Source organism: Denitrificimonas caeni, from assembly GCF_905120345.1.
Lineage (GTDB): Bacteria > Pseudomonadota > Gammaproteobacteria > Pseudomonadales > Pseudomonadaceae > Denitrificimonas > Denitrificimonas caeni_A.
This window is the reverse complement of the sequence record NZ_CAJHOA010000014.1, coordinates 1-7,695: the sequence shown is the minus strand read 5'-3', so window position 1 is coordinate 7,695 and position 7,695 is coordinate 1. Positions and strand designations below refer to the sequence as shown.

The 7,695-nt window shown below is 47.4% G+C and carries 7 protein-coding genes; 4 read left to right on the top strand and 3 right to left on the bottom strand.

Features of this window, described 5'->3' with window-relative positions:
• The first annotated feature begins 212 nt into the window (after window positions 1-212).
• From JYJ62_RS15715 to lnt, 4 genes are read left to right on the top strand one after another with little or no spacing between them, the layout of a single operon-like run.
• Entirely contained in the window at window positions 213-1,214 is a 1,002-nt protein-coding gene (locus JYJ62_RS15715) for a PhoH family protein (RefSeq protein ID WP_205343188.1), read from the top strand.
• Complete coding sequence (gene ybeY, locus JYJ62_RS15710; RefSeq protein ID WP_205343187.1) at window positions 1,211-1,690, top strand: rRNA maturation RNase YbeY; 480 nt, start codon at window positions 1,211-1,213, stop codon at window positions 1,688-1,690. The genes JYJ62_RS15715 and ybeY overlap by 4 nt, the downstream gene beginning before the upstream one ends.
• On the top strand, window positions 1,687-2,547 hold the full coding sequence (locus tag JYJ62_RS15705; protein ID WP_205343186.1) for an HlyC/CorC family transporter: 861 nt from the start codon (window positions 1,687-1,689) through the stop codon (window positions 2,545-2,547). The genes ybeY and JYJ62_RS15705 overlap by 4 nt, the downstream gene beginning before the upstream one ends.
• Window positions 2,548-2,604: 57 nt before the next feature.
• On the top strand, window positions 2,605-4,125 hold the full coding sequence (lnt, locus tag JYJ62_RS15700) for an apolipoprotein N-acyltransferase (RefSeq protein ID WP_205343185.1): 1,521 nt from the start codon (window positions 2,605-2,607) through the stop codon (window positions 4,123-4,125).
• On the opposite strand, the gene JYJ62_RS15695 is transcribed toward lnt, so the two are convergent.
• Genes JYJ62_RS15695 through JYJ62_RS15685 form a run of 3 tightly spaced genes read right to left on the bottom strand, consistent with a single transcriptional unit; the run spans window position 4,122 to window position 7,418 of the window.
• A complete protein-coding gene (locus JYJ62_RS15695) occupies window positions 4,122-5,468 on the bottom strand; it encodes an MATE family efflux transporter (RefSeq protein WP_232365824.1) in 1,347 nt (448 codons plus the stop codon). The genes lnt and JYJ62_RS15695 overlap by 4 nt on opposite strands.
• Window positions 5,469-5,500: 32 nt before the next feature.
• Window positions 5,501-6,373: a thioredoxin gene (trxA, locus tag JYJ62_RS15690; protein ID WP_205343184.1), complete on the bottom strand. Its 873-nt coding sequence runs from the start codon at window positions 6,371-6,373 to the stop codon at window positions 5,501-5,503.
• A gap of 46 nt (window positions 6,374-6,419) precedes the next feature.
• A complete protein-coding gene (locus JYJ62_RS15685; protein ID WP_205343183.1) occupies window positions 6,420-7,418 on the bottom strand; it encodes a class I SAM-dependent methyltransferase in 999 nt (332 codons plus the stop codon).
• Between the last annotated feature and the right edge of the window lie 277 nt (window positions 7,419-7,695).

Sequence of the window (7,695 nt, the reverse complement as noted above, 5' to 3'; positions counted from 1 at the left end):
TTTATGATTGAATTTGAAGACCGCTTAACGGATTATATTTAACCTTGGCAGTTACACAGAATCATTTACAGGGTCAGCGTGGTCAGTCAGGTGGCGTCTTTGAGGCCACCTTTACTTAACAAATAAACACTCGACCTTTTTAGCTCTTCCCGCTTTGCATTTACAGCGCTATCCTAGACACTTCATTTGTTAAGTAGGCATTCCTCAAACCCTTGAACACATCAACTGATACCTATCGTTTTACTCTCGATTCCTTTGAAGCTGCACGCTTTGCAAATTTGTGTGGCCAATATGACGAGCATTTACGTTTAATCGAGCAACGATTAAATATCACCATTCGTAATCGCGGCGAGCAGTTTGAATTGCTCGGTCCTCGCGAGCAGACTCGCTCAGCTGAACAACTGATACGTCGACTTTATCGTGAAACTAAACACGCTGATCTAAGCCCAGATACCGTGCACCTCTTTTTACAAGAGTCGAGCATGCAAGAATTATCCAGCCCGTCTGCGGCACAGACCAGTACAGTTGCTTTGCGTACACGCAAAGGCGCGATTCGCCCTCGTGGTGAGAATCAGCAAAATTATGTTAAGTCGATTTTAGCGCATGATATTAACTTCGGTATTGGTCCAGCGGGTACGGGTAAAACCTTTCTAGCCGTGGCCTGTGCCGTTGATGCGCTCGAACGTGAATTGGTGCAACATATTTTATTGGTACGTCCAGCGGTCGAAGCGGGAGAGAAACTGGGGTTTTTACCCGGTGATTTATCACAGAAGATTGATCCTTACTTGCGCCCTTTATACGATGCTCTGTTCGAGATGCTGGGGGTTGAGCATGTGACTCGCTTAATTGAAAAACAAGTGATCGAAGTCGCACCGCTGGCTTATATGCGTGGCCGTACGCTAAGTAATAGTTTTATTATTTTGGATGAAAGCCAAAACACTACGACTGAACAAATGAAAATGTTCCTGACCCGTATTGGCTTTGGCTCAACCGCAGTGATTACGGGTGATATCACTCAAGTCGACTTGCCACGCGGTACAACATCGGGGCTGATTCAGGTGATTAAAGTCTTGCAAGATGTACCGGGTATTGGTTTTACCTTTTTCAAATCCAGTGATGTGGTACGCCATCCACTGGTGCAACGCATCGTTGAAGCTTATGAAAGTTATAACTCAACGGCACCGACTGATTCTGCTAGAGAGCCACGTCCTTGATCGAACTTGATCTACAAATTGCCAGTTCAGCCAGCCAACTACCCAGCCACGCTGATTTTTTAGCCTGGTGCGGCTTAGCTTTACGCCAGCGCACCAGCCCGTCCGAGCTAACCATCCGCTTGGTCGACAATGAAGAAGGTTTGGAGCTGAACTCCACTTGGCGCGGTAAAAATTACCCAACCAACGTGCTGTCTTTTCCTGCTGATATTCCTGATGGTTTGCTGGATATTCCGCTGCTTGGCGACTTAGTTATTTGCGTGCCAGTGGTTGAAGCTGAAGCCCGCGAACAACATAAGGCACTAACGGCACACTGGGCACACCTAGTGATTCATGGCTGTTTACATTTATTAGGTTATGACCATATTGATGATGAAGAAGCCGAAGAAATGGAAGCGTTAGAACGGCAATTACTGGCTGAAATCGGTCACCCTGACCCTTATCTCGATAATCAATACACGGATTTAATACCATCATGAGTGAAGATAATTCTAGCAGCGGGCATAAGTCATGGCTGGAAAAACTAGCCCAAGCTTTTGCCCAAGAACCCAAAACTCGCCAAGAATTATTCGAACTGCTGCGCGAAGCCAACCGCAATAAGCTACTCGATAATGATGCCCTCGCGATTGTCGAAGGTGCGATTCAAATTGCTGACTTACAAGTTCGCGACATCATGATTCCACGTTCGCAAATGATCAGTATTAAAGCCTGCCAATCACCTGAAGAATTTTTGCCTGCTATTATTGATGCAGCACATTCACGCTATCCGGTGATCGGTGAAAATAACGATGAAGTGTTGGGTATTCTGCTTGCTAAAGACTTATTACCGCTGATTCTAAAAAAAGAAGAGCAATTTGATTTGCGTAGCTTATTACGCCCATGTAATTTCGTGCCCGAATCCAAGCGTTTAAATGTTTTACTCAAAGAGTTCCGCGCCAACCATAACCATATGGCCGTAGTGATTGATGAGTACGGTGGCGTGGCTGGACTGGTCACTATTGAAGACGTGCTTGAACAAATTGTCGGTGACATTGAAGACGAGCATGATGTCGAAGAAGACAGCTACATCCGCACCTTACCAACGGGTGATTACATCGTTAAAGCGCTAACACCAGTGGACGATTTTAACGACTTCTTTAACAGTGGTTTCTCCGAAGATGAGTTTGATACCATCGGTGGCGTCGTGATGAGTGCCTTTGGTCATCTACCCAAGCGCAATGAAACCATTGAAATAGATCGTATGCGTTTTCGTGTACTCAATGCTGACAGCCGACGTTTGCACTTGTTGCGCATCACCCCCTTAGATAAAAAAACCAAGCACAGCAGCTCATCATAAGGCTCAAAACAGTATGATCGAGCCCAGCGTTGAATCACCTTAGTAGGAATACACACCATGCAATGGCTGACTCGCAGCGGCTGGATCGGCAATGGCTTGAGTCTAGTCGCCGGCGCTCTGATCACTTTAACCTTAGCGCCATTTGATCTTTGGCCACTGACGTTTATCGCTTGTATTGTTTTATACCTTAGCTTAAGCGAGATCAGTCCGAGCCAAGCAGCATGGCGTGGCTGGTGGTTTGGTTTTGGCTTGTTTGCCAGTGGCACCAGCTGGGTGTATGTCAGTATCCATGACTACGGTGCCGCTTCAGCCCCCCTAGCCTTATTCTTAACCGTACTGTTTGTCGCCGGCTTAGCGCTATTTTTAGCACTGTTTGGCTGGTTATGGGTGCGCTTTTTTCGTCAAAGCGGTCACACCATTAGTAATGCAGTCGCCTTTGCCGCTCTATGGGTGGTGATTGAAGCCTTTCGCGGTTGGTTTTTAACTGGATTTCCTTGGCTGTATATAGGTTACAGCCAGCTGCACGGCCCTTTAGCAGGGCTTGCCCCGCTGGGTGGTGTTTGGCTGCTTTCTTTTGTGTTGGCGCTAAGTAGCGTATTGCTATTAACCCTCTGGAAAAACCAACAATGGCAATCACGTCTTGGTGCTGGGGTCGTCTTAGCAGTGATCTTGAGCTTAGGCTTTACCTTACAAACTAAAGAATGGACACAGCCTTCCGGCGCGCCTCTAAGCGTCACCGCGATCCAAGGCAATATCGAACAAAACCTCAAGTGGGATCCTGAGCAAATTGAAGCGCAACTGCTGCTCTACCAATCAATGACTTTAAACGCGGCACCCAGTGATTTAATTATCTGGCCAGAAACCGCGGTACCTGTCTTGAAAGAACAAGCAGTAGGCTATCTCAACAGCATGGATCGCATCATTACTCAGCGCGACTCAGCACTGATTACTGGAGTGCCGCTACGGCAAAACGATAGTAATGGCTATTTACGTTATTACAACGCTATCACAACATTAGGTGACAGCCAGGGCGAATACCTCAAGCAAAAACTCGTACCCTTTGGTGAATATGTCCCGTTGCAAGATGTGCTACGAGGGGTAATTGCTTTCTTTGATCTACCGATGTCTGATTTTGCTCGCGGCCCCAGCCAGCAAGTGCCAATTAACGCTAAAGGCTACAAGATTGCACCTTATATCTGCTATGAGGTGGTCTATCCAGAATTTGCCGCAGTGCTTGCCGCACAAAGTGATATTCTTTTAACGATCAGTAATGACACCTGGTTTGGCACCTCAATTGGCCCTATGCAGCACTTACAAATGGCGCAAATGCGCGCCTTAGAAGCTGGGCGTTGGATGATCCGTGCCACCAATAACGGCGTCAGCGCCTTGATTGATCCGCACGGCGTCATCAGCGTAACCGTACCGCAATTCCAACAAGCTGTATTACGTGGATCAGTGGTACCTATGCAAGGCCTAACACCCTATTTACGCTGGCAGTCTTGGCCATTAATATTACTGTGCGTCTTAAGCCTACTGACTGCAATCTTACAGCGAAGAACTCATCGCATACGCTTCTAGGTATTGCTAAACCAACTGGGTAAATGCCGTGCGCTAATGCCCAGAAAAACAGCTCGCAACATCATAAAGAGTAAGAAAGCGATCCACAGTCCATGATTAGCAAACCCTTGTAATAACCATGCAATCGGTGCGCAAACCACGACGGCCAAAAGCATCGAATTGCGCATCTCTCTGGCCCGCGTCGCACCGATAAACAAGCCATCCAAAACATAACTCCAGACCGCAATCAACGGCAACAGTGCTAGATAGATAAGGTAGCCTGACGCCGTTTTTTGCACGCTGGCAATATTGGTTTGTAAGGCTATAAACACATCACCCGCCCACCAAAACAGTAGTGCAAAAATACTACTGGCCAATAACGAATAGACACTGACCAAGCACAACGCGCGCTGCAGTGCTAGACGGTCTTGCTGGCCAAGAGCATGTCCGGTTAGCGCCTCTAACGCATGCGCTAAACCATCCAACGCATAAGCACAGAGCAACAAGCCATTGAGTAATAAAGCATTAGCCGCGACGGTACTGTCACCTAAGCGCGCCCCTTGAAAAGTCACCATAAAGAACACGCCTTGCAGCGCTAGACTACGAATTAAAATATCGCGATTCACTGCCAGCAAAGGTCGCCAGCTCGCCCATCGTAGTAAATGTTGCCAAAAGTTCAGCAAGGGCCCTTTATCAACATAGCGCCAAGCCAAAATCAGACCCAACACCGCTCCCGTCCACTCAGCAATCACCGAGGCCCGTGCGGCACCGGCAACTTCCCATTGCAGTCCGAAAACAAAATAAATATCCAAGACAATATTGACCAGATTACACAGCAACAACATCCATAATGCTGCGCGCGCATTTTGAATCCCCAGTAGCCAACCGACTAAAACGTGCATCATTAGAGCAGCGGGTAGACCGTACATGCGAATCAAAAAATACTGCTGAGCTAACGCACGCAAATCGTCAGAGGTGTTCATCCAAGATAAGACATGCGGCAACAGGGGTAAGATAATTGCCAAGCACAATAGGGTTAAGGCCAATACCAGCAGCAAACTCTGCAGTAAAATATAACGCAGTGCTTGTTGATCATTGCGCCCCACCGCTTGCGCAGCAAAGCCTGTGCTGCCCATGCGTAAAAACCCACATGTCCAAACCAGCACGGTATACAGACTCCCGCCCACAGCCACAGCCCCCAACTGATAAGCGTGCGGTAAGCGCCCGACCACTGCGCTGTCGACCAATGCGACTAAGGGTACCGATAAATTACTGAGGATCATGGGTATAGCTAGGGCAAATAAACGTCGCCGCGTATCCGCATGCAGCCAAGCATCGATCAACATCGCATAAAAACGCTGCATAGTTCAGTACACCAGTGTCTGTAAAGGGTGGGTCAATACAGTGCCTGATATAAGCGTCGGCGATAGAGCGTAACTAATGGATGCTCTGTACCCAGCAGCTCAAACACTTGCAGCAAGGTTTTATGCGCAGCACCATCAGCAAAGCTGCGATTACGAATAAATAACTGCAGTAAATTATCTAAAGCAGGCTGGTAATTTTGTCGTGCGAGCTGTTGCACGCTCAGCTGCAACAGCGCTTCATCATCATTGGCATTCTTAGCTAAGCGGCTTTTTAAGTCTGCCATATCAGGCAGCTCAACCACTTGCCTTAAAAACGCCAACTGCGCACGTACAGCAGCAATCGCGTACTTTTGCTCATCATCAGTGACGGAGTTTAAGACTGCTTCTGCCTCTGCTAGAGCACCTCGCTCGGCTAAACAACGTGCAAATAAGACTAGCGCTACAGACTGCTGATCATCACCTGACAATAACTCTTTAAGCACAGCTTCAGCTTGAGCAAACTCACCACTATCAAATAAGTTTTGTGCAGTTTGCACAGGGTCTTCAGCGTCTTGGACAGGCTCGCTCACATACTGACTCAGCATAGTGCGGATGTCAGCCTCGGTTTGTGCACCAGTAAAGCCATCTACGGGTTTACCGTCTTTAAATAAAACCACAGTCGGTAAACTTTGCACACCTAAGCGGGCAACAATATCCTGCTCAACATCGCAATCCACTTTAGCCAACAGTAGCTCACCTTGGTAACTGGCAGTGATCTTTTCCAACATCGGCATCAGTACTTTACAGGGCGCACACCACTGTGCCCAGAAGTCTACCAATACAGGCTTATCCGATGATTTCTGCACAACCAGTTGCTCAAACTGTTCAACACCTACCACATCAAATACAAAAGCATTCTCAGTCACGTTATGTCCTTTTTAAACTAAAATAGTTAGCAATCTAAAGCACTTCTTAGCGGCGTACAGCGCGGTACACTTTAAAACCATTACGTTCAGCTAATACTGTACAGGGTCCCAGATGCTGTTCAATTAAAGGTGGGTACTTTAAAAAACTATTGGCCACAATGCGCAACTCACCACCGGGTTGCAGATGCTCAGCAGCTTCACGCAATAAGGTTTCAGTGGTCTGATACTGGGTATGCACTCCTTGGTGAAAAGGCGGGTTGCTAATAATAGCGGCTAACTGCTTGGGTGCAGCGTGGATACCATCACCTGCAATAGTGACAGCATCAAGCTGATTAGCAGCTAAGGTTAACTCACTGCTACGTACCGCAAAGGCATCAACATCCAGCATAGTCACTTCTGCGTCTGGGTAGCGCTTTTTTAAAAATGAACCCACTACACCAGCACCGCAACCAAAATCCAGATAATGCCCTGCTGGCAAACCGTCTAAGCACTCTAAGAGTAACTGCGTACCTAAATCTAAGCGTCCATGACTAAAGACACCTGGCAAACTATGCACTGCAATCGACTGCCCTATTGCTTCGACAGTAAAGACTTTTTCTGCAGTGTCTAATCCAAGCGCCTCAGGCTTTTGAGTCACCTCACAACGCCAGAGCTGGCAATGACGTGCACTATCTACTTTACTGGTCCGACCAAAGGTCGCCAGCTGTTTAGCCGCACGCTCTGCTCCTTCGCGTTTTTCACCCACCATAAACAATAGGCCACCGGGTATCTTTGCAGCAAGCTCCTGCATTAAATGCTCAGTCAGCTCGCGTGATTTTGGTAAAAATAGAACGCCAGCGCTGTACTCAGCAGATGGTAACTGTGTAGAAAAAGTACAGCGCTCAGGGAATCGCGAAGCGAGTCCAGCATACTCACCGGCATGCCAACTCCAGCCCAGCGCCTGCGGCAGTTCAGTTAATAACTCATCGAAAGGCAAGCCGGCTAACAATACCTTGCCATTAAATAATTCAATATTGCGCAACAGCACCTGACTTCTGGGATCCATAGCTACACACCTAAAAATATAAAGGCATTTTAGCAGTAAAGCAGTTGATGATGCAGAAAGCTCACTGCCAGCATAAAAGCATCAGTTCGAGTACAGCTGTACTGTGTTTGATGCGGCGATTAGGTACTGAACTGGAACAGTTTTTCGCAGCTTCTAGACAAAAGAAGCGTGTATACAGGGGGCTTTACTTTATTCGAGGTATAAAAAAACCCCAGATCATTGCTGATCTGGGGTTTTACTGTTCAAGCTTGACGATGACCTACTCTCACATGGGGAA